The organism is Embleya sp. NPDC059237, from assembly GCF_042754105.1.
Taxonomy (GTDB): domain Bacteria; phylum Actinomycetota; class Actinomycetes; order Streptomycetales; family Streptomycetaceae; genus Embleya.
This window is the reverse complement of the sequence record NZ_JBHZAE010000004.1, coordinates 347803-367378: the sequence shown is the minus strand read 5'-3', so window position 1 is coordinate 367378 and position 19576 is coordinate 347803. Positions and strand designations below refer to the sequence as shown.

Below are 19576 nucleotides of genomic sequence, written 5' to 3'. Positions count from 1 at the left end.
TGATTGCGGATGCGGGCGAACCGGCTTTGCGCCGGCCGCGGCCCGGCGACCCCGCGGGCGGCCGATCACGCGACGGAGGCGCGCAGGTCGATCGAGTAGAAGTACTTGTCGTAGCGGCGCGCGCCGACCGCGACGAAGTCGTGCAGCCGGCCGTACTCGACGAAGCCGAGCGAGCGATACAGCCGCAGCGCGCCGACGTTGTCGCCCCGGGCATCGAGGGTGAGGATCTCGACCGCCGCGGCCCGCGCGTCGTCGAGCAACGCCTCGGTGAGCCGCCGGCCGATGCCGCGGCCGTGCGCGGGCAGCGCCACCGCGAGCTTCTCCAGGTCGGCGTTGGGCCGATGGGTCGGCCGGGTGTAGCGCCGCCAGTAGCCGAACCCGAGCAGTTCCTCGCCCGCGTACGCGAACCGCAGCGCGGCGTCGCCCGACCGCTGCGCCTCGGCGAGGCCGGTGAGCAGGTCGCCCACCTCTGCGAGGTCCGGCGGATCCACCCAGCCGAGTGCGGCGCCGGCGCGGATCAGCTCGGCCAGGATCGCCCGCAGCGGTTCGGCCGCGGACGCGGCGGCCTCGGCTCCGCGCAGCACGACGGGTCGGGGGTCCGGGGCCGGGTCGGTGCGCGCGGCCTGGTTCGGGTTCGGGTTCGGCGTCACGCGGACAAGGCTATTGAGTCGGCGCCGAGTACGGGGAGCGGGCCCGGGCCGGGAATCCGGCAGACTGTGCCCGTGAGTGGAACCGTTTTGGTCCTCGGAGGCCGCAGTGAGATCGGGGTGGCGGTCGCGGAGCGGCTGATCGCTCGCGGGGCGCGCACCGTCGTGCTGGCGGCGCGGCGCAGTCACGACCTCGACGACGAGGAGGCGCGGCTGCTCGAGGCCGGCGCCCGGCGGGTGGACCGGGTCGAGTTCGACGCGGACGATCTGGCCACGCATCGGCCGATGCTGGACGACGTGATCGCCCGGCACGGGGCCCTGGACGTCGTGGTCACCGCGTTCGGCATCCTGGGCGATCAGCGCCGGGCCGAGGTCGACGCGGCGCACGCGGTCGCGGTGGTGCACACCGACTACACCGCGCATGTGAGCGTGCTGACCCATCTCGCCGCCGTGTTGCGCGCGCAGGGGCACGGCCGGCTGGTGGTCTTCTCGTCGGTGGCCGGGGTCCGAGTACGGCGGGCGAACTACGTCTACGGCTCGGCCAAGGCCGGTCTGGACGGATTCGCGAGTGGTCTGGCCGACGCGCTCGCGGGCAGCGGGGTACGGCTGTTGCTGGTCCGGCCCGGGTTCGTGGTCGGACGGATGACCCAGGGCATGTCGCCGGCGCCGCTGTCCAGCACGCCGGAACAGGTGGCGGACGCGACGGTGCGGGCGCTGGTGCGGGGCCGGGGCGAGGTGTGGGTGCCGGGCACGCTGCGGCCGGTGTTCGCCGGGATGCGGGTGTTGCCTCGGGCGCTGTGGCGGCGGTTGCCGCGCTGAGCGGGGTCAGAACAGGAGCGAGTCGGTTTCGATCGTGGTCGCGAAGTCGTCGAGGGCCTGGAAGATTTCCCACTCCGGGCGGCCCGAGGCGGTCGCGAGGAGCGTGATCAGGTCCTGTTCCAGGGCGGCTACCCGCTTCCCCTTCCAGACCTTGTCGGACAGGCTGACCAGGAGTTCGTCCGGGTCGGTCGGGTTCCAGGCCGCGTGGGTGCGGGCGAAGCGGGCCCGGGAGGGGGACACGCCCTGTGCGGTGAGCAGGTCGTAGCCGGCCTGCTCGTGACACGAACCCGGCCCGGACAACTCCTCCGGGTGCAGGGTCTTGCCGATGTCGTGGGTGGCGGCGCCGAACAGCACCGCGTCCCGGTCGAAGGCCAGTTCCGGGAAGGTCGCCGCGACCCAGTCGCACAGCCGGCACGCGACGTCGTGCACGATGCGCAGATGTTCGACCAGGCGGGGGCAGGGGGTGAGTTGATCCAGCAGGGTGATCACTTCGGCGGGCAGCGGACGGAGCTTGGCGGAGGTCACCCGGACAGGGTAAGAGCCTTGCCGCGAGGTCAGGAAGCGGGGCCGTCCTGGGCCAACGCCGGGCCGTCGCCGAGTACCACGACCGGGTGCGCGGCCGGGTCCAGGACGCGCAGCAGCGCCACCAGCGCCTCGGGCGGCAGGGTGACGCAGCCGTGGGTGGCGCCGCCGTGGTCGATGTGCAGCCAGATGTCGCCGCCGAACGCGTCGCCGCGCGGGCGGACCGGGTCCAGCGGCGAGGTCCCGGGCACCCGGTTGTAGTCGATCGCGATCACGTGGTCGAAGGTGCCGGCCAGGGGCTCGCCGGCGAAGCCGGTGCCGTCGATCGCGAAGTCGTCGGAGCGGTCGTAGGACAGCCGGGTGCCGGGATCGGGGCGCAGGCCGCCGGCGTCGGTCAGGGTGTACACGCCGATCGGCGTGCGCAGGTCGTTCTCGTGGTGGTCGAACGTCCAGCCTTCCCGGCCGTTGTGCGCGGGCCACGCGTCGCGGGCCCGCCAGCCGTCGGGCTCGCGGGTCCAGAACGAGGCGGTGCCGGAGTCCGCGTCCCGGCCGTCGCCGACGACCAGCAACAACTGGGCGGTCTCGGGCGGGATTTGCGCCGCCAGGCGGGCGCCGATGGCGGCGGGGAGGGGAACGCCGGTTCGGGCGGGGGCGGGCGGAAGCGTCGCGCCGGAATTCGGGGCGCCGGCGGCCGCGTGCCGGGCCGGGGGCAGGCCGGAGAGGGCCAGTGCGGCCGGGACGGTCAGGAACAGCGAGCGGCGGGGGATGGTCATTCCTCCACGACTACCCCCTTCGGGCGAGTCATTCCGGCAGGGCGGGCGGTGTGTTCGCCGGTGCCACCCGCTCGGTGGTGTTCGGGGTCACTCGATGGTGGGCGCGGTGCGGGTGGACGGGGCTCGGGGTGTGGGCGCGGGTGTGGTTGGGTTTTGGTGGTCCGGTTGGCCCGGGCGGTGTGGGTGTGCAAGGGGGCGGTATGCGGGTCGGAGTGGTCGGGGTCGGGCGGATCGGGGGGTTTCACGCCCGGGCGTTGAGCGGGATCGCGGCGGTCGAGCGGGTCGTGGTGGCGGATGTGGATCGGGGGCGGGCCGAGGAGTTCGCCCGGGCGGCCGGCGTTGCGGCGGTCGGGCTCGAGGAGGTGTTCGCGGCGGTGGACGCCGTGGTGGTCGCCGCGCCGACGTCGGCGCATGTCGGGCTGCTGCGGGCGGCGGCGGACGCGAAGTTGCCGATCCTGTGCGAGAAGCCGATCGCGCTCGACCCGATCGTCGCGCGCGAGGCGGTGGCGTATGTGGAGGCGCGCGGGGCCGGGCTTCAGGTGGGTTTCCAGCGCCGATTCGACCCGATGTACATCGCGGCGCGGGCGGCGGTCGAGGCCGGCGGACTCGGCACGGTGACCCGGGTGCACGCGGTGAGCGTGGATCGTCGGCCGCCGCCGGCCGCGTTCGTGCCGACCTCGGGCGGCATCTATCGGGACACGCACATCCACGACTTCGACATCGTGCCGTGGGTGACGGGTGTGCCGATCGTCGAGGTGACCGCGATCGGGGCGAACCGGGGCGCGGCGGTGTTCCGGGAGCACGACGACGTCGACGTGTCGGCGGTGCTGTTCCGGCTCGCCGACGGCACGCTCGGCACCGCGCACGCGGGGCGGCACCATGAGCCGGGCTACGACGTGCGGCTGGAACTGGCCGGCACCGCCGGGACCCATGCCTGCGGCGGCGTCACCGAGGGCGACTTCCTGACCCGATTCGGCGACGCCTACCGTGCGGAGCTGGCCGCGTTCGTGGCGATGGCCGCCGGTCGCATCGCCAGCCCCTGTCCGGGCGCCGACGCGCTCGCGGCGCAGGCCGTGGCCGAGGCGTGTGTGGTGTCCCGGCGCGAGGGGCGCACGGTTCGGGTGGGGTAGGTCCCGGTTCGGGTGGGAGCCCCCGAGCGGGGCCGAGGGCTCTGGGGGTGTGGGTTCAGGGCAGGGTCAGGATCTGTGGGCCGTCCTCGGTGATCGCGATGGTGTGTTCGATGTGCGCGGCGCGGGAGCCGTCGGAGGTGTGGAACGTCCAGCCGTCCCGGGCGGTGTAGCACGCGTCCTTGCCGCCGGCGAGCAACATCGGCTCCAAGGCCAGGGTCAGGCCGGGGCGCAGCGCCATGCCGCGTCCGGGGCGGCCCTCGTTTTGTACGTGCGGGTCCTCGTGCATCGTGCGGCCGATGCCGTGGCCGCCCCAGTCGCGCGGCATGCCGTAGCCGGCCCCGCGGGCGACCGCGCCGATCGCGGCGGAGATGTCGCTCAACCGGCCGCCGGGTACGGCCGCCGCGATGCCCGCTTCGAGTGCGAGCCGGGTGTCGGCGATCAGCGTCAGGTCCTTCGGGCGCGGCGTGCCGACGGTGAAGGTGATCGCGGCGTCGCCGGTCCAACCGCGCAGGGTCGCGCCGCAGTCGATGCTGACCAGGTCGCCGTCGCGCAGCCGGTAGTCGGTCGGGATGCCGTGCACCACGGCGTCGTTGACCGAGGCGCAGATCACGCCCGGGAACGGGACGGGCGCGAACGACGGCTGGTAGCCCAGGAACGGGGACGTGGCCCCGGCCTCGCGCAGGATCGTGTGCGCGACCTCGTCCAGTTCCTTCAGCGACACGCCGATGGCGGCGACCTTGCGGGTCGCCTCCAGGGCCTGTCCCACGACTCTCCCGGCCTCGCGCATCGCGGCTATTTCGGCTCGGGTCTTGATTTCGACCATGGGTCCCCTCCTCGACCAATTCTTATACCGGTATTAGTATCACGGTCATGGTGCGAACCCCGCTGACCCCACTGGAACGAGCGCGCGGCCTGCAACTGGGCGCGCTGCTGCGCGGCGCGCGCGGCGAACGCAGCATCGGCCACGTCGCCGTCGCGGCCGGACTGTCGCCGGAGACGCTGCGCAAGATCGAGACCGGCCGGGCGCCGACCCCCGCGTTCTTCACGATCGCGGCGCTGGCCCTGGAGCTGGGACTGTCGCTGGACGAGGTCGCGGCGGTGTGCGCGATTCCCGATCCGGACGCGCTTTCCGCCTAGGGTTTGAAGACACGCCCCAGGTTTGCTCAGGGCGCCGGGCGGAGCAGCGTTTCGATGTTCTGTACGAGCAGGTCGATCGTGAAGGCGAACTGTTCGTCGACCGAGTCCACCGGGGCCATCGCGGCGGTGTGGGCGGTGGTGGGCGGGTCGGCGGTGCGTGGTGCCACGCGTCGTTGAGTCGGACGAAGGCCGCGACGCGCAGAACCAGTTCGCGGAAGATTCGGCTCGCGGTCGCCGGATCCAGGCCGATGGCGACCAGGAAGGTCAGGATCGCCTCGGTGTTGCGCAGCGTGCACCTGGCAGGCTTGTCGTCGGGCGGCGCCGTGTCGGCGACCGCCGGCGAGTGAACCCGTCGCCGAACAGGAGCCCGATCCGTGTCCGTGGCCGTGTCCGAGTCCAAACCGATGCCGAATGCCGAAACGCTTGCCTGGTTGCGGGAGATCGTCGGCGATCTGCCGGTCGAGCCCATGGGGGTCGGCGCCAACCGGCTCTACACGGTCGGCGATCTGGTCCTGCGGGTTTTCCACAACGCGGAGCGGCTGGCCCGGGACCCGTGGTACCGCCCCGAGCAGGAGGCGCGCACGCTGCGTCTGCTCGCCGAAACCCCGGTCCCCGCGCCGGAGTTGGTCGCGGCGCGGTTGGCGGGGGCGGAGCCGGCGCTGTTGACCACGAGGGTGCCGGGTACGCCGGAGCCGCCGGCGGACCCGGCCGTACTGGTGGGCCGGGCGGCCGAGGTGTTGGCGGCGATCCACGCGGTCGACGCGAGCGGGGCGGATTTGGTGGAATACGCCACCTACTACGATCCGGCCGTCGACGGGGCGCGGGCGGTACCGGCGTGGACCACCCGGCCGCACGTGTGGCAGCGCATGTTCGCCGCGCTCGCGGAGGAACCGCCATCGGCCGTGCCGGGGTTCATCCACCGGGACTTCCACGGTGGGCAACTGCTGTGGCTGGGCGAGGAGATCGGCGGGGTGGTCGACTGGACCACGGGCTGTGTCGGTCCGCGCGGGGTGGACCTGGCTCGGATGCGGCTCAACCTGGCGCTCACCCACGGGGTGGCGGTGGCGGAGGAGTTCCTGCCCGCGTACGCGAAGGCCTCGGGGCGGATGGCGGAACACCATCCGTACTGGGACCTGCTGGACGCGGGCGACGCGTTGTTGGATTGGCCGGAGCCTCGTACGGGGGTCGAACTGGTGGAGTGGCAGCGGTTCGAGGCGTGGGTGGGGCGGGCGGTCAGGGGTGCGGTGCGGCTGCGCCTTGGTTGAGGTCGGGTTGGTGTGCCCGCGCGCTCCGCGCGTTGGGGTTTTGCAGCGTCGCCGGCGCCGATTCGGCCTCTGAGCCGAGTGGCTCCGTTGCTTCGGGCGTGGGCTTGTGGTGCCTTGGGCGTGTGTGCGGCGGTTCGTCGGCGGTGGCGTGGCCTGTTCGGGCCTGCGGCCCGGCTGCGCTGTGGCTCTGGACGCTGATGATTGCTGCGCTTGCGCCTTGGTTGGGTTGGGTTGGTGTACCCGCCCGCTCCGCCCGTTGCTTTTGGCGAACACGCTGGGGTTTTGAAGGGTCGGTGGCGCCGACTTGGCCTCTGAGCCGAGTGGCTCCGTTGCTTCGGGTGTGGGCTTGTGGTGCCTTGGGCGTGTGTGCGGCGGTTCGTCGGCGGTGGCGTGGCCTGTTCGGCTCCGTGGCCGGCTGCGGCTGCGGCTGTGGATGCTGATGGTTGTGCTTTGGTTGGGTTGGTGTGCCCGCCCGCTTCGCCCGTTGCCTTTGGTGTGCATGTTGGGGTTGTGCAGCGTCGGTGGCGCCGGCCCGGCCCCTGGGGCGAGCGCCATCCGACGCGTGCGGCCTTCGTGGTGCGTCGGCATCCGGGATCCGGGCTGCCCCGCCCGGCAGGTGCGGGTGAGGGTTCCGGGGGTTAGGCGACTGGTTGCTTTGTGAGGTTGGGGGTTGGGGCTTTGTCTTGAGTTGCTTGCTTTTGGGTGGTTTTGGTGTTGCTGGGGAGGATCAGGGCGACCAGGACTGTGCCTGTTGCCAGGATGATTCCGCCGATCAGGCTCGTGTGGGCCACCGCCTGGGTGAAGGCGTGGTCGGCGGCTTGGATCAGGGCCTGGGCCTGTTGGGGGCCGGCTACCTGGCCTACCTGTTCGGCTGCGGCCAGGGCGCCGCCGATGGAGTCCTGGGCCACGTTCATGGCCTCCGGTGGCAGCTTGCCGTCTACGGCCTTGGTCAGTTCCGACTCGTACGAGGTGGCCAGCACCGAGCCCAGGATCGCGATGCCGAGGGCGCCGCCGAGTTCCACCGCGGTGTCGTTGACGCCGCCGCCCGCGCCCAGTTCGTTCTCCGGGAACGAGCCCATGATCGCCTCCGTGCAGGGCGACACGCTCAGCCCGATCGCGAGGCCGAGCAGAAGCAGCGGGGCGAGGAAGTCGGTGTAGCCGGAGCCGTCCGAGACCCGGGTCATCAGCAGTACCCCGAGGGTGCCGAGGGCCATCCCGCCGGTCACCGTCACCCGCATGCCGAGCCGCGGGGTGAGCTGCCCGGTGGCGATCGCGCCCAGGCAGACCGCGCCGGCCAGCGGCAGCAGTCGCACGCCGGTCTCCAGCGGGCTGTAGCCGAGCACGAACTGGAGGTGCTGGGTGAGGAAGTAGATCGCGCCGAAGGTGCCCAGGAAGAACAGCAGTACGGCGAGCATCGACCCGGAGAAGACCCGCTCGCCGAACTTGCGCAGGTCGAAGATCGGGCGCGGGTGCCGCAGTTCCCAGCCGATGAACGAGCCGAGGCCCAGGACGAAGAGGACCAGCGCGGTCACCGGGCCGGTGCCCCAGCCGAAGTGCGGGCCCTCGATGATCGCGTACACCAGTGAGCCGAGCGTGACGATGGACAGCGCACCGCCGACCAGGTCGAGCCGACCGTAGTCGTGTGCCTTCGACGGCGGGACCACGAACAGCGCGGCGACCAGGGCGATCAGCGCGACGGGCACGTTGATCAGGAAGGTCGAACCCCACGCGTGGCGCTCCAGGAGCCAGCCGGCGATCAGCGGACCGAGGGCGATCGCCAGGCCCGAGGTCGCGGTCCACGCGGTGATCGCCTTGGCTCGCTCGCTGCGCGGGAAGGAGGCGACCAGCAGGGACAGGGTCGCGGGCATGATCACCGCGGCACCCAGGCCCATCACCGCGCGGGCGATGATCACGCCGCTGGTCGAGTGCACCAGGGAGCCGGCGACGGAGCCCGCGGCGAACACCACCAGACCGGTGATGAGCGCGCCGCGGCGGCTGTACTTGTCGCCGATCGCGCCGAGCACGAGCATCAGCGCCGCGTACGGGACGGTGTAGGCGTCGATCACCCATTGCAGGTCACGGCTGGACAGGCCCAGGTCGCGGGTCATGTCGGGGGCCGCCACGATCAGCGAGGTGTTGGCCATGACGATGATCAGCAGGCTCAGGCAGAGCACGCCCAGGGCCCACCAGCGGCGGGTGTATGGCCGGTCCATGCGATCGACCGGCGTGGTGGCGAAGACGGACATCGAACGCCTTTCGGGGCAGGCGGCCGGCGCAGCCGCAGTAGTTGCACAACGATGTGCAACTTAGTTGATTGCACACAGCTGTGCAAATATTGTGGAACGAGTCGGGTGAATCGGGCGGTTCGGCGCGTCGGAACGGAGTGTCGGTGCCGACGGGGCCGGATCTCTGGCAGGCTCCAGGTCACCCCAGGGAGGAACGCGCGATGGAGACGAAACCGGGCGCCGCACGGATTCCGGCCGGTGCCGCAGCGGCCGACGACGCAGCGGTCGGCGACGCGCCCGCGGGGCCCGCCGCCGCGAGTACGCCGCCGCGTCGGCGCAACGCGCAGTCGAACCGGGAACGGATCCTCGCGGTGGCCCGCAGCGAACTGATCCGCGACGCCGACGCGTCGATGGACGACATCGCGCGCGCGGCGGGAGTGGTGCGGCGCACCGTGTACGGGCACTTCCCGAGCCGGGAGGCGCTGGTCGCGGGGCTCGCGGAGGAGGCGCGGCGGGACATCCTGGCCGCGGTCGAGGGTGCGCGCCGTGCGGGCGACTCGCCCGAGGAGGCGGTGGCGCGGTTCGATCTCGCCGCGTGGGAGGGCGGGGAGCGCTATCGGCTGCTGATCAGCTTCGCCCAGCGCAACCTGGAGGACGGCGGGATCCCGGCCATGCTGGCACCGGTCCGGGAGCGTTCGATCGAGCTGATCGCGGCCGGCCAGCGCAGCGGCGTGTTCGCGGACCATCTGCCCGCGTCGGTGCTGGCGCTCGCGCTGGAGGGGATGTGCGTCGCGCTCCTCCAGGCGGCCGAGACGGACATCGTGGTGACCGCCGAGGACCAGGCGGCGGCGGCTCTGGTCGCCCTCGGCGTACCGGCCCCCCGAGCGGTCGAGGTGGTCGCCCGAGTGGTCGCGACCAACCAGGACTGACCCGCAGCGGGCAGCCGCCGCCACCGGCGGCCCCCGCCGACCGCCCCGGCGGGCCGGCCGTGTCGTGGGTCAGGGGGTGCCGGTGATCAGGGCCGGCAGGTCTCGCATCGACTTGAAGACCGTGGTGGTCGGGCCCTCCAGCAGGTGCGGGGGGATCAGGTCGCCCGCGTAGGCGAATGAGCGCATGCCTGCCGCGCGGGCGGCGCGCAGGCCGTTGAGGCTGTCCTCGACCACGACACAGTGTTCCGGGGCGACGCCCATCCGGGCCGCGGCGTGGAGGAAGACGTCGGGGGCGGGCTTGCCGTGGGCGACCTCGGTCGCGCTGAATATCCGGCCCGCGAAGCGGTCGTACAGGCCGGTTCGGCCGAGGGTGTGGGCCATCTTGTCGTGGCTGCCGCTGGAGGCCACGCACGTGGGCAGACCCAGGTCGGCGAGGGTGTCCACGGCGTACTCGATGCCCTCGACCGGACTCAGGCCCGCCTCCACCTCGTCCCGGTGCCGCGCCTCGAAGCCCCGGGTCCACTCGGCGGCCACGTCCGGCCCGACCCGCTCGGCGATCTGCTCGGCGATCGCCGTGGAGGAGCGGCCGACGAACCGCTCGATCACGTCGGCGGGGGTCAGCGGCCAGCCGTGCTCGGCGCCGAGCGCCACGTGTACCCGGATGGCGATGGGTTCGCTGTCCACGAGGACGCCGTCGCAGTCGAAAATGACAAGTCCGACAGAGTTGATCATGAACGGGAGCATAGGGCGTGTGTTCTGTTCCGGTCAGGATTCCCGTTCCCGTGCCCGCTCCCGTCCCCGTTGCGCTACGCGCCGGGGACCCGGGCCAGCAGTGGCGCCGTGTCGGTTCCGGCCGGCAGTGTGCCGAAGGCGTGCCCGCCCTCGCGGGCCAACCGCGTCGCGCAGAACGCGTCGGCCGCCGGGTTCGCGTACCGCACGAGCAACGCGCCTTGGAGCAATACCGCCATCGACTCGACAAGCCGCCGGGCCCGGAACTGCGCCTCGCTCGGATCGGCCAACTCCTTGCGCAGCGCCGCAGCCGCCGCATCGAGTCGGCGATCCGCCCCGGCGACCGCGTCGATCTCGGCGAAGTACGCGTCCACGCACGCCGGTTCGCGAGCCATCGCGCGCAACGCGTCGAGCGCGGCGACGTTGCCGGAGCCCTCCCAGATGGACACCAGCGGCGCCTCCCGGTACAGCCGAGGCAGCCCCGACTCCTCGACGTAGCCGTTGCCGCCCAGACACTCCAACGCCTCGGCCGCGTGCATCGGACCGCGCTTGCACACCCAGTACTTCGACACCGCGACCGCGATCCGGCGAAACGCCGCCTCGGCCGGATCCCCGCGCAACGCCCGGTCGGCCGCGCCCGCGAGCCGCATTGCCACCGTGGTCGCCGCCTCCGACTCGATCACCAGGTCGGCCAGCACGTTGCGCATCAGCGGTTGGTGGATCAGCGCCGCGCCGAACGCCCACCGGTGCGCCGCGTGGTGCGCCGCGCGGACCGCGCCGACCCGCATCCCGACGGCCGCGCCGATCACGCAATCGAGCCGGGTGGCGTTGACCATGGTGACGATGGTCCGAACCCCCTCGCCCTCGGCGCCGACGAGGCGGGCGTACGCGCCCTCGTACTCGATCTCGGCCGACGCGTTCGACCGGTTTCCGAGCTTGTCCTTGAGCCGCATCAGCTGGAACGTGTTGCGCGTGCCGTCCGGGAGCACCCGGGGGACCAGGAAGCAGGACAACCCGCCGGGGGCCTGGGCCAGGGTCAGGAACAGGTCGGACATCGGCGCGGAGGTGAACCACTTGTGCCCGGTCAGCCGGTACGACCCGTCCGCCGTCGGAGCCGCGAGCGTGGTGTTGGTCCGTACGTCGGAGCCGCCCTGCTTCTCGGTCATCGACATGCCGGCCAGCAGCCCGCGCTTGGCGGTCGGCTCGCGCAACCCGAAGTCGTACATCCGCGCCGCCAGCAACGGCTCGTAGCGCTCGGCCAGTTCCGGCTCGACCCGGAGCACCGGCACCGACGCGTAGGTCATCGACAGCGGGCACATGTGCCCCGCCTCGACCTGACCCCACGCGTACAACTTCGCCGCGCGCGCGACGTGCGCGCCGACGCGGTCCTCCTGCCACGGGCTCGCGTGCAGGCCGTGCTCGATCGCGACGGTCATCAACTCGTGCCAGGCCGGGTGGAACTCGACCTCGTCGATGCGGTGCCCGGTGCGGTCGTGGCTGCGCAGGATCGGCTCGTGCTCGTTGGCCAACCGGCCCCACTCCTGCGCCGGTTCGTCCCACGCGCGCAGGCCCAGCTCGCGCACCTCGGCCTCGGCCCAACCCGCCTGTTCGCGGTGCAGGGCCTCGAACAGGGCCGGGTCGGCGGCGGCCTCCCGCGCGGTCGGAGCCGGGACCTGATTGGTGACCTCGTGCGTCGACATGTCCGGTAGTCAAGCAGTGCTACGCGTCGGTAACAAGGGTCGCGCGGTCGCTCGGCGCACGTGTCGCGGCCGTCGATAGGCTCGGGCGATGATCTCCGTAGTCGAACTGATCCACTACCCCGTCAAGGGGTGCGCCGGCATCCCGGTGGAGCGCACCCTGCTCACCCCCGCCGGGCTCGCCCACGACCGGACGTTCATGGTGACCGATCCGGACGGCGTCTTCCGCACCCAGCGACGGGATCCGCGCCTGGCGTCGATCCGACCGGAGATCGACGCCGACGGTACTCGGCTGATCCTGCATCGGCCGGACGCCGACCCGGTCACGATCGAGGTGGACACCGACGGCCCGCGCCGGGACGTGGACCTGTTCGGCGATCCCTATCGGGGCATCGACCAGGGCGACGCGCCGGCCGCGTGGTTGTCGGACGCGCTCGGCGTGCCGAGCCGCCTGGTTCGGGTGCCGCCGGAGCACGACCGGGTGACCGACGGCGCGATACCCGGCACCTGCGGCTACGCGGACAGCTCGCCCCTGCACGTGCTCTCCCGCGCTGCTGCACGCGCGCCTGGCCGAGCGCGGGGAGGCGCCGCTGCCGATGAGCCGCTTCCGGCCGAACGTCGTGGTGGACGGCTGGGCCGAACCGCACACCGAGGACCGGATCCGCCGATTCACGCTCGGCGAGGCCGAACTGGGCTACGCCAAGCTCGCGATCCGGTGCGCGGTCACCCTGGTCGACCAGCGCACGGGGGCCAAGGCCGGCCCGGAACCGCTGCGCACCTTCGCCGGATACCGTCGCGCGCCGCAGGGCGGGGTGGCCTTCGGCGGCAAGTTCGCCGTGCTGCGCCCCGGCAAGGTCGCGGTGGGCGACGAACTCACGGTCACGGAGTGGGGCGAGTCGGAGATGTAGCCGGATCGGGGCCGTGCGCGAACCGGTCGGGTCCGATCCAGGCCGACGGAGGCAGTGGGCCGACGTACACCCACGCGCCCTCGTGCCGGACGAAGCGGCTGTGCTCGCGTACCTCGCCCCGGTTGCCGCGTTCGAGGTAGGTCGCGGTGAACTCGACGGTGCCCTCCTGGTGGAACGAGCCGCCGTCGGTGCTTCCGTGCACCTCCAGGCCCAGCCAGCGGGTGCGGTCGTCGAGGCCGACCCGGTCCGGCCGGGTGTCCGGGTGCCAGGTGCGCAGCAGGTACGGCTCGTCGCCGACGACGAAGGCGCTGTAGCGCGAGCGCATCAGCGACTCGGCGGTGGGCGCGGGGGATCCGGCGTGGCGGGCGCCGCAGCACTCGCCATAGGTCGCGGACAGGCCGCAGGGGCAGGGCGAGGCGGTGGTGACGGCGTCCGGTCGGGGCCGCGAGGTGCGTCGGGACATGACCCGATTCTGGCCCATCCGGCGGGCGGGGGAGCCGGCGACCACACCGCGCGTGGTCGGGCGGGCGTCAGGCGGGCGCCAGGCAGGGGCCCGGCAGCAGGTCGCGGATCATCGCCTCCCACTCGTCGGTGCTCGGCGGCGCGTCGGTGAGCAGCGCCTGGATGAGCAGCCCGTCCAGGGCGCCGACGAAGACCCGGACCCGGACCGGATCGCCGCTGAAGCGCAGCGCGAAGTCGGTGACGGCGGCCGTCCAGTGGTCGGTCGACTCGCGCAACTCCGGGCGGCGGGCGGCGAGCAGGAACAACTCGTACTCGGCGACCAGCCGGCCGGGGGCGGTGCAGATGTGCCGCAGGTGCTCGGCCAGCGCGCGCCGGGGGTCGCCCGGGGTGTCGACGAGCCCCCGGATGTGCACCGCGTCCTCGGTCATACACGTGGTGAGCGCGGCGGTGAGCAGGTCGTCGACGCCGGCGAAGTAGTACGTGGACGCGCTGGTGGGCAGGCCCGCCTCGCGCGAGACGGAGCGGTGGCTGACCCCCGCGGCGCCGTCCCGCTCGACCACCCGCAGGGTGGCCTCGATCAGTGCGCGGCGCCGGCGTTCGCCCTTGGCCCGCCGGCCGTCGACGGCTTCCTCGGTCAGTGGGACTCACCTTCTCGTACGGGTGCGGCCTGGGGCAGCGAGCCGCCGTGCGCGACGGTTGTGCCGACCACGCGCGGGGCGGTCCGCCGCAACACACGGTATCCACCGAGCGCCATCACGACCGCGACGAGGGCCGCGCCGACCGCGACTCCGAAGCCGGCCCGGGCGCCGAAGTGGTCCACGACCAGACCGGACAGCGAGGAGCCGGCGGCCACGCCGATGCCGATGCCGGTGGCGGTCCAGGTCATGCCCTCGGTCAGCCGCGCGGGCGGGACCAGGCGCTCGACCAGGCTGACCGTGAGGATCATGGTGGGCGAGATGGACATGCCCGCGACGAACACGGTCGCCGCGAGTGCGGGCAGGTTGCCCACGAGCAGCAGCGGCAGGATGGTGATCGCGGTGCAGCCCACGCTGATCAGCAACATCCGGGGCAGCGGGGCGGCGAACTTGAACGCGCCGAACGCAACCCCGGCGATGCAGGAGCCGGCCGCGTAGGTGGCCAACACGAAGCTCGCGTTGCTGCGTTGACCGTGCTCCTCGGCGAAGGCGATGGTGACCACGTCGACGGTGCCGAAGATGGCGCCGATCGCGATCAGGGTGACCACGAGCACCTGGAGCCCCCGGATCCGCATGACCGACCTGGTCGGGCCGGCGGTGCGCGGGTGCGGCGGGGGCTCGGTGCCGCGCTGCACGGTGAACAGCAGCACGCCGACGGTGAAGAAGACGATCGCGGCCAGCGGCCCCGCCTCGGGGAAGACGGACACCGAGAGCTGGACGGCGATGATCGGGCCCAGGATGAAACACAGTTCGTCGACCACGGACTCGAACGAGAACGCCGTGTGCAGGTGCGCCGAGCCGCGGTACAGGACCAGCCAGCGGGCGCGGACCATGGCCCCCATGCTGGGCATGCAGCCGGCCGGCACCGCGCACACGAACAGGGTCCACGCGGGGGCGTCGTAGCGGGCGCACAGCAGGAGGGCACCCATCGCGAACACGCTGACGGCGGTGGCAGGCGGAAGTATTCGGCCCTGCCCGTAGCGGTCCACGATCCGCGACACCTGCGGCGCGATCAGCGCGGTGGCCAGTGCGAAGGTGGCCGCCACCGCGCCGGCCAGACCGTATTCGCCGCGCAGTTCGGAGAGCATGGTGACGATGCCGATGCCGGTCATCGAGATGGGCATGCGGGCGATGAAGCCGGCCGCCGAGAATCCCTTGGCGCCGGGCGCGGTGAAGATGTCTCGGTAGGGGTTGCGCACGGGAGTTCCCGTCGATAGAAAAATAAAGTGGGACGTTCGTTCCGGTTTCTATCACGGGAGAGGCGGTCGGCAAAGTCGCTTTCCCGGGGTTGTTTCGCGCGGGAGCACGCCGAACCGGCCCGGGCGCGGCGGTGGTCGGCCGCCGCGCCCGGGATGTCGGGATCGCGCGGTCAGGCCGGGTCGACGGTCCAGTCCGGGTGGCCCGGCATCGGCGGGGTCTTGGCGCCGTACAGCCACGGGGTCAGGAATGGGGCCAGGTCGCGCTGGGCGACCTGGGAGGCCAGGTTCACGTAGTCGGCGGTGCTCGCGGCGCGGCCCTTGAAGCGGGTGGTCCAGGCCCGTTCGATCCGGGCGAAGGTGTCCGCGCCGACCTCGGCGCGCAGCGCGTAGAAGACCAGCGCCGAGCCGTCGTAGCGCATGCGCTTGAACAGGTTCGGCTCGGTGGGCTCGGCCGGCGCGCCGGTGTCCCGGCGCCAGATGTCGTGTTGCCGGTACGCCTCGCGCATCAGCGCCTCCATGTTGGCGCCGCCGTTCTCCTCGCTGTAGACGCGCTCGTAGTAGCGGGCGTGGCCCTCGCTCAGCCACAGGTCGGACCAGCGTTCGATGGCCACGCTGTCGCCGGTCCACTGGTGCACCAGCTCGTGCACCATGTTGCGTTCGGCGTTGATCTTGTCGCCGAGCAGGTCGCCCTCGGGGAGCAGGGACAACCCCTGGGTCTCCAGCGCGACGCCGAGGTCGGTGTGCGCGACGAGCAGGCCGTAGCTGTCGAACGGGTACGGGCCGAGCTTGTCCGTCACCCAGGCCAGGTGTCGCGGGGTCAGCGAGCGGTACTGCTCGACCCGGTCGACCAGGTCCGGCGGGATCGCGTCGCGCAGCCGGGTACCGTCGGCGGCCTTGCCGTCGATCAGGGTGTACTTGCCGACGGCGAGTTGGAAGAGCTGGCCGGCCACCGGTTGCCGGCTGTCGTAGGTCCAGCGGGTGCGGCCGGGAGCGGCCGGGCGCTTGTGGACGAGGGTGCCGTTGGAAAGCGCGGTGAGGTCGTCGGCCGCGGTGATCTCGACCGTGGTGCGGGCGCGCAGGCTCGGGTGGTCGTTGCTCGGGAAGATCATCTTGGCGCCGTCGGGCTGCGGGTAGATCACCGTGCCGTCGGGGGTGGGGATCCAGCCGAACGTCTCGATGGCGTCGTCGCGGTGGCGCTGCTGGGTGGGGTCGGCGGTGTACTCGACCCGGACGGTGAACGCGCGGCCCTTGCGCAGCGGGCGGGCCGGGGTGATCACCAACTCGTCGCCGTCGCGCCGGGTTTCGGCCGGGCGGCCGTCGACGGTGACCCGGCCGAGGGTGTTGCCCGCGAAGTCGAGGTCGAACCGGGACAGCGCCTGGGTGGCGGTGGCCTCGATGGTGGTGACGGCCGGGAACGCGGCGCCGGGCGCCTGCCAGTCGAAGGCGAGCGTGTAGTGGTCGGCGCGGTAGCCGCCGTTGCCGCTCAGCGGGAACAGCGGATCGCCGATGCCGGGCGCGCCCGGGGTGGGCCGGGCGTCGTCGGCGTGGGCCACGGGGGCGACGGCCGCGGTGAGGGTGAGGGCGGTCGCGAGGGCGAGGAGGGATGTGACGGTGTGTGGTGGACGTCTCATGGGCACCACCCTGTGCCGGCCCGATCGCCCGCGGTAGTGCCCCACGCGCGGTTTCACCCGGCCGGCCCGGCAGTTCGCCCGAGCGGCGTGCACCCGCGGTCGGGCCGGAGTGGGCCCGACCGCCGTGCGGCCGTCGCCGCCTCGGGAGTTGGATCCGGGTGTGGTCGGGGCGCGGCGGCGGTCCGGGGGGCGGGGCCGGACCGCCGAGGGGTGGGACGGGTTCAGGCGCGCTGTTCGGCGGCGCGTTCGGCGGCCTTTTCGGCGGCCTTGTCCGCCTGGAAGCCGTCCTCGTCACGGCCCTTGCGCCAGTAGCCGGAGAAGGAGATGTCGGCGCGGTCGACGCCGCGCTCGTCGACCAGGTGTCGGCGCAGTTCCTTGACCACGCCGGCCTCGCCGTGCACGAACGCGTGTACCCGACCGGTCGGGAACTCCAGCGCGCGCAGCGCGTCGAGCAGGCCGGGGCCGGCGTCGCGGGTGATCCAGGTGAGGTCGAGGTCCAGCTCGGGATGGGTCGCGGGCAGGATGCCGGTGGGCGTCTCGGCCGTGGTGCCCACCTCCAGGAGCGCGATCGCCCGGGCGGCGGCGGGCAGCCGCTCCATCGACGCGGCGATCGCCGGGTAGGCGCTCTCGTCGCCGACGAACAGGTGCCAGTCCGCCTCGGGGTCGGGCGCGTAGGCGCCGCCGGGACCGAGCAGGCGCAGCGTGTCGCCCGGCTTGGCGCGCGCCGCCCAGGGGCCGGCCAGGCCCTCGTCGCCGTGGTGCACGAACTCGATGGTCAGCTCGCCGGCCGCCGGGTTGTTCGCGCGCACCGTGTACGTACGGGTGCGCGGCCAGTCCTCGCGCGGGAGTTCGGCCCGGATGACCTCCATGTCGAACGGCTCCGGGTAGCTCACCCCGGGCAGCGGGAAGAGCACCTTGACGTAGGCGTCGGTGTAGCCGTTGTCGGTGAAGTTCCGGTAGCCCTCGCCGCCGGCGACGATCCGGATGAGGTGCGGGCCGACCTGTTCGGTGCTGCGCACCTCGAGTTCGATCAGCTTGCGGGGCTTGCGTACCGGGCTGTCCGCCATGGGGGTTCTCCTCGCCTGCACTGTGCGACTCGGCGCGTGTTTGTTAGGTAACCCTAACCTGACATGCGCGCCGTCGGTCGCCCGGGGCGGGAAAGATTCCGGCCGGGGGCCTGGAGACACGCGCTATCGCCACGGGGTGAGTTCGGCGCGCTTGGGGGCGCGGCCGTCGCCGGAGGAGCGGCCGGTGGCGCGGCGGGCCAGCCAGGGGCCGAGGTGGGTACGGGCCCAGCGCGCGTCGGCGCGCCTGCGGTCGCCCCACGTGCGTGGCGCGGCGGCGGGCAGCGGTGCGCGCCAGTCGTCGTCGCCGGGCAGGCCGAGTGCCTGCGCGGTGGCCTCGGCGACCCGGCGGTGTCCCTCGGTGGACAGGTGCAGCCGGTCGTCCGCCCACATCCGGGGATCGTCGAAGACGCGCGCGGTGAACAGGTCGACCACGGTGGCGTCGTGGCGGGCGCCGACGGTGTCCACGAACTCCACCAGGCGTTCGATCCGGGGCATCAGCCGGGCGGAGGAGCGCAGTCGGCGGGTGGGGTCGGTGCTGCGGAACAGCACCAGGTGTCCCCCGCCGGCGGCGAGCTTGGCCGCGGCCTGCTCGAACACCGCGCAGACCGCGCCGACGTCGCAGCGCGGGCGCAGCACGTCGTTGAGGCCGCCGGCGAGGCTGATCAGCGCGCCGTCGAGCGCGACGGCGGTGTCGACCTGCTCGTCCGCGATCTGCCGGATCAGCTTTCCGCGCACGGCCAGGTTGGCGTAGCGCAGCGTCGGCGTGTCGATGGCGAGTCGGTCGGCGAGGAGGTCGGCCCAGCCGCGGTAGTTGCCGTGGGCGTCCGGGTCGGACATGCCTTCGGTGAAGGAATCGCCTACCGCGACGAAGGTTTCGAAGGTGGGGTGTGTGTTGAGCATCGCCTGACGAGCCTAGTGCGGGCCGCGGTTGGGTGTTGGTCGGGTCGGATTCGGTGTGCCCGCCCGCTTCGCTCGTTGCGTTGTGTCCACGCGCTGGGGTTTCGAGGCGTCGGGCCGGGCCGGTCGGGCCCCTCGGCCCTGTGGCTCCCGGCGTTGGGCCACCCCGAAGAAGTAGTCGCCGAGGAGGGACTTGCTGCCGATGACGTCGAGGCCGTGTCGGGGGAGTTCGGCGAGGAAGTCGCGGGCGTCGAAGCGGTCCTCGGTGGGGTGGTCGAACAGCAGGGCCAGGGTGGGGCGGGCCAGTGCGCGGGCGGTCATCTCGGAGAAGTAGAACCGGCCGCCCGGGCGCAACACCCGGCCCACCTCGGCCAGGCAGGCGCGCCAGTCCGGGATGTGGTGCACGATCGCGAAGTCGAAGACCGCGTCGTAGCTCGCGTCCGCCGCGTCGACCGCGGTGCGCAGGTCGGTGGCCGAACCCTGGACGATGGCGACCCGGCTGTTGCCGTGCCAGCGCCGCCGGGCCCGGGCGAGCGAGTCGGGGTCGACGTCGATGCCGTCCACCCGCGCGGCGCCGAAGCGGTTCAGGATCAGCTCGATGCCCCGGCCGGTGCCGCAGCCGATCTCCAGCGCGTGTGCGCCCGGGTCGAGCCGGCCGCCCAGGCGCAGCAGCAGGGGTGTCTCGTACCAGATCTGCGGGCCCCGGCGCAGTGGACTGGCCACGACCATCTTCTCGACGGTGTTCATCCGCATGGCGGTTCCCCCCTGGTTCGCCGAGCACCGGTCTGCGCATCCGCCCGGTTGCCGAGTGTGACCGACGCCCCACGATGGGCCATCGCGTGAT

At 72.7% G+C, this 19576-nt stretch carries 19 protein-coding genes and 2 pseudogenes; 6 read left to right on the top strand and 15 right to left on the bottom strand.

From position 1 onward, the window contains the following. Positions 1 to 65: 65 nt before the first annotated feature. Positions 66 to 584: a GNAT family N-acetyltransferase gene (locus tag ACFXKZ_RS15705; RefSeq protein WP_380001135.1), complete on the bottom strand. Its 519-nt coding sequence runs from the start codon at positions 582 to 584 to the stop codon at positions 66 to 68. 138 nt (positions 585 to 722) lie between these two features. Between ACFXKZ_RS15705 and ACFXKZ_RS15700 the strand changes: the two genes are divergently transcribed. Beyond that, positions 723 to 1466 carry an SDR family NAD(P)-dependent oxidoreductase gene (locus ACFXKZ_RS15700; RefSeq protein WP_380000618.1) on the top strand — a complete coding sequence of 248 codons (744 nt, stop codon included), beginning with the start codon at positions 723 to 725 and terminating at the stop codon, positions 1464 to 1466. A 6-nt stretch (positions 1467 to 1472) separates the two neighbouring features. Here ACFXKZ_RS15700 and ACFXKZ_RS15695 read toward each other — a convergent pair whose 3' ends face one another. Both ACFXKZ_RS15695 and ACFXKZ_RS15690 read right to left on the bottom strand, forming a co-directional pair. Beyond that, positions 1473 to 1991: an HD domain-containing protein gene (locus tag ACFXKZ_RS15695; RefSeq protein WP_380000616.1), complete on the bottom strand. Its 519-nt coding sequence runs from the start codon at positions 1989 to 1991 to the stop codon at positions 1473 to 1475. Positions 1992 to 2020: 29 nt separating this feature from the next. Further along, on the bottom strand, positions 2021 to 2761 hold the full coding sequence (locus ACFXKZ_RS15690) for a L,D-transpeptidase family protein (protein ID WP_380000614.1): 741 nt from the start codon (positions 2759 to 2761) through the stop codon (positions 2021 to 2023). 200 nt (positions 2762 to 2961) lie between these two features. Here ACFXKZ_RS15690 and ACFXKZ_RS15685 point away from each other — a divergent pair, with 200 nt between their 5' ends. Next, on the top strand, positions 2962 to 3891 hold the full coding sequence (locus tag ACFXKZ_RS15685) for a Gfo/Idh/MocA family oxidoreductase (protein ID WP_380000612.1): 930 nt from the start codon (positions 2962 to 2964) through the stop codon (positions 3889 to 3891). A gap of 55 nt (positions 3892 to 3946) precedes the next feature. On the opposite strand, the gene map is transcribed toward ACFXKZ_RS15685, so the two are convergent. Next, positions 3947 to 4714, bottom strand: coding sequence for a type I methionyl aminopeptidase (gene map / locus ACFXKZ_RS15680; protein WP_380000610.1), 768 nt, complete (start codon positions 4712 to 4714; stop codon positions 3947 to 3949). A 47-nt stretch (positions 4715 to 4761) separates the two neighbouring features. Here map and ACFXKZ_RS15675 point away from each other — a divergent pair, with 47 nt between their 5' ends. After that, positions 4762 to 5028 (top strand): helix-turn-helix domain-containing protein, encoded by a 267-nt coding sequence (locus tag ACFXKZ_RS15675; protein ID WP_380000608.1) that lies wholly within the window; start codon positions 4762 to 4764, stop codon positions 5026 to 5028. A 26-nt stretch (positions 5029 to 5054) separates the two neighbouring features. Here ACFXKZ_RS15675 and ACFXKZ_RS15670 read toward each other — a convergent pair whose 3' ends face one another. After that, on the bottom strand, positions 5055 to 5195 hold the full coding sequence (locus ACFXKZ_RS15670; protein WP_380000606.1) for a hypothetical protein: 141 nt from the start codon (positions 5193 to 5195) through the stop codon (positions 5055 to 5057). 207 nt (positions 5196 to 5402) lie between these two features. Between ACFXKZ_RS15670 and ACFXKZ_RS15665 the strand changes: the two genes are divergently transcribed. Beyond that, a complete protein-coding gene (locus tag ACFXKZ_RS15665) occupies positions 5403 to 6293 on the top strand; it encodes a phosphotransferase family protein (RefSeq protein ID WP_380000604.1) in 891 nt (296 codons plus the stop codon). 638 nt (positions 6294 to 6931) lie between these two features. Here the strand turns inward: ACFXKZ_RS15665 and ACFXKZ_RS15660 are convergent. Next, complete coding sequence (locus ACFXKZ_RS15660; RefSeq protein ID WP_380000602.1) at positions 6932 to 8539, bottom strand: MFS transporter; 1608 nt, start codon at positions 8537 to 8539, stop codon at positions 6932 to 6934. A 200-nt stretch (positions 8540 to 8739) separates the two neighbouring features. Here ACFXKZ_RS15660 and ACFXKZ_RS15655 point away from each other — a divergent pair, with 200 nt between their 5' ends. Next, positions 8740 to 9447, top strand: a complete 708-nt coding sequence (locus ACFXKZ_RS15655) for a TetR/AcrR family transcriptional regulator (RefSeq protein WP_380000600.1) — start codon at positions 8740 to 8742, stop codon at positions 9445 to 9447. Positions 9448 to 9516: 69 nt separating this feature from the next. Here ACFXKZ_RS15655 and ACFXKZ_RS15650 read toward each other — a convergent pair whose 3' ends face one another. Both ACFXKZ_RS15650 and ACFXKZ_RS15645 read right to left on the bottom strand, forming a co-directional pair. Next, positions 9517 to 10179: an HAD family hydrolase gene (locus ACFXKZ_RS15650; RefSeq protein ID WP_380000598.1), complete on the bottom strand. Its 663-nt coding sequence runs from the start codon at positions 10177 to 10179 to the stop codon at positions 9517 to 9519. Positions 10180 to 10253: 74 nt separating this feature from the next. Then, the gene (locus ACFXKZ_RS15645; RefSeq protein ID WP_380000596.1) at positions 10254 to 11876 is read right to left on the bottom strand and encodes an acyl-CoA dehydrogenase family protein; all 1623 of its coding nucleotides are present in this window, start codon (positions 11874 to 11876) and stop codon (positions 10254 to 10256) included. 88 nt (positions 11877 to 11964) lie between these two features. On the opposite strand from ACFXKZ_RS15645, the pseudogene ACFXKZ_RS15640 reads away from it, so the two are divergent. After that, a pseudogene (locus ACFXKZ_RS15640) lies at positions 11965 to 12781 on the top strand (MOSC domain-containing protein). Positions 12782 to 12845: 64 nt separating this feature from the next. Here ACFXKZ_RS15640 and ACFXKZ_RS15635 read toward each other — a convergent pair. The 7 genes and pseudogenes from ACFXKZ_RS15635 to ACFXKZ_RS15605 form a co-directional block, all read right to left on the bottom strand. Continuing rightward, positions 12846 to 13244 (bottom strand): annotated as a pseudogene (locus tag ACFXKZ_RS15635) (YchJ family protein); the annotation flags it as partial. Positions 13245 to 13311: 67 nt separating this feature from the next. Beyond that, on the bottom strand, positions 13312 to 13803 hold the full coding sequence (locus ACFXKZ_RS15630) for a TetR/AcrR family transcriptional regulator (protein WP_380000594.1): 492 nt from the start codon (positions 13801 to 13803) through the stop codon (positions 13312 to 13314). Between the two features lie 74 nt (positions 13804 to 13877). Next, positions 13878 to 15137 (bottom strand): MFS transporter, encoded by a 1260-nt coding sequence (locus ACFXKZ_RS15625; RefSeq protein WP_380000592.1) that lies wholly within the window; start codon positions 15135 to 15137, stop codon positions 13878 to 13880. Positions 15138 to 15307: 170 nt separating this feature from the next. Continuing rightward, positions 15308 to 16768, bottom strand: a complete 1461-nt coding sequence (locus ACFXKZ_RS15620) for a M1 family metallopeptidase (RefSeq protein WP_380000590.1) — start codon at positions 16766 to 16768, stop codon at positions 15308 to 15310. Between the two features lie 221 nt (positions 16769 to 16989). Next, a complete protein-coding gene (locus ACFXKZ_RS15615; RefSeq protein ID WP_380000588.1) occupies positions 16990 to 17835 on the bottom strand; it encodes a siderophore-interacting protein in 846 nt (281 codons plus the stop codon). 123 nt (positions 17836 to 17958) lie between these two features. Next, a complete protein-coding gene (locus ACFXKZ_RS15610) occupies positions 17959 to 18735 on the bottom strand; it encodes an SGNH/GDSL hydrolase family protein (protein ID WP_380000586.1) in 777 nt (258 codons plus the stop codon). Between the two features lie 12 nt (positions 18736 to 18747). Continuing rightward, positions 18748 to 19485 carry a class I SAM-dependent methyltransferase gene (locus ACFXKZ_RS15605; RefSeq protein WP_380000583.1) on the bottom strand — a complete coding sequence of 246 codons (738 nt, stop codon included), beginning with the start codon at positions 19483 to 19485 and terminating at the stop codon, positions 18748 to 18750. Positions 19486 to 19576 lie beyond the last annotated feature (91 nt).